Raw genomic sequence first — 1,511 nt, forward strand, 5'->3', positions numbered from 1 at the left:
CCTTGTAACACGCGAACCAGCCATCCAAGCGCATATCCAACATAATACACAATGTCAGAGGCCATCATCAGCAATGGGCCTGAAACTAATATGACAGCCACGATATACCGCAGCGGAAAGCGAACAAAGAGAGGTATTGCTGCCGGAAAAACTAGCTGAATCTGCTCTTCATACAAGAAAAATTCTCTTTTGACTTTACGCCCGATCTTTTTGAGCTTCCTGTAAAAAGCGGGATACTCCGAATCTTCATAGTCGTACCAGACATCCGAAACCCTGAAATAATCGGATGCACTAATAGAGCGTTTGCCTTCCTCCATCAAAGTGTATTGTGTAATTGAATATCCTGCTTGCTCAGCAACTGTTTCCGCGCTGAGCCCGAGTGACTCGCGACGGAGGGCAAACTGCATACCTACATACAAGCGATCGGATGCCGTTTGTTGATCAATCTCATTTTCTGTTCTCATAGTCTATTAATGAGTTAATGAAAAATGTGAGGGTGCTTATTAAAATTAAAAAATAGCTAGCAATAAGCCAAATGAATTTTACTATTCGATGAGTTATAAGCAGCCAGGATAAATCCGGAAACAAAAAAAGGGAACCCTCCGGTCCCCTTCTTACAATTAATGTCAAACGTAATTACTGCGCAAATTCGCCGTCTGCTTCAATACGCACTTCATTGCTAATCATAGCGTCAGGGAAAGTGCTGCCCAGGTTAAAGTCTGAACGGTTGATTGTACCGGTGACTTTGAAACCAGCTGTTGGTTTTTTCTTCTGTGGATGCTCTACAGTTCCTCTGTGTTGGAGAAGAAGTGTCACAGGTTTTGTGATTCCGTGAAGGGTAAGATCGCCAGTCAGTTTAAATTTGTTTTTTCCAGCTTTTTTAAGAGAGGTGCTTTTAAAACTCAATGCAGGAAATTTTTCTGCGTCGAAGAAGTCCGGGCTTTTTAAATGTTTATTTCTCGCATCCACACGGGTATCAATGGAATTTACTTTAGCGGTCATTTCGAACACACCATCACTAAAATCGGGTTTAGATGACGTGATTTTTGCGTCAAAGTCATTAAATGTACCTGATACATCCGCTATACCTAAGTGAGTTACTGTGAATTTCACTTGAGAATGCGGGTCATCGTTCATCCATACATTATCTAAGAATGTAAAGGAACTTAATACCACCAGTGCGGAAAGGATAATGGATAGTTTTTTCATGATTGATTTTGGTTATTGGTTAATTGATTTGTTTATAAGATGTTTAAACACTTACTTCAAAATTAATAAAATATGTAGCTTGTATTGTTGAGGGTTTGTAATAAAGAATATTGATTCGTTGAGAAGGGCTTGTCAAAGCCTCACCTTTGGCTCCAGCTTTAGCTGGAGGCATTGGATTGCTAGTGTGAAGGGGCTAAAGCCCGTGGCAACTTAGCATCGCTCCTTCACTCAAAAAAAAAGGGAGCCTCTCAGCTCCCTTCCACACAATTACATTAATAAAATCTATTTTACAGTTTCAACGA

The 1,511-nt window shown here is 40.4% G+C and carries 2 protein-coding genes; both read right to left on the minus strand.

Going from position 1 to position 1,511, the window contains the following annotated elements:
- On the minus strand, nt 1-464 hold a 464-nt coding region (locus WBJ10_RS03995; RefSeq protein WP_424288260.1), incomplete at its 3' end, for a helix-turn-helix domain-containing protein.
- A gap of 172 nt (nt 465-636) precedes the next feature.
- Nucleotides 637-1,209 carry a YceI family protein gene (locus WBJ10_RS04000; protein ID WP_424288261.1) on the minus strand — a complete coding sequence of 191 codons (573 nt, stop codon included), beginning with the start codon at nt 1,207-1,209 and terminating at the stop codon, nt 637-639.
- Nucleotides 1,210-1,511: the final 302 nt, after the last annotated feature.

The organism is Daejeonella sp. (assembly GCF_049655485.1).
GTDB lineage: Bacteria > Bacteroidota > Bacteroidia > Sphingobacteriales > Sphingobacteriaceae > Daejeonella.

Coding starts and splice junctions, on each gene's coding strand:
- WBJ10_RS04000 (WP_424288261.1), bottom strand. CDS start 1,209: ATGAAAAAACTATCCATTATCCTTTCCGCACTGGTGGTATTAAGTTCC.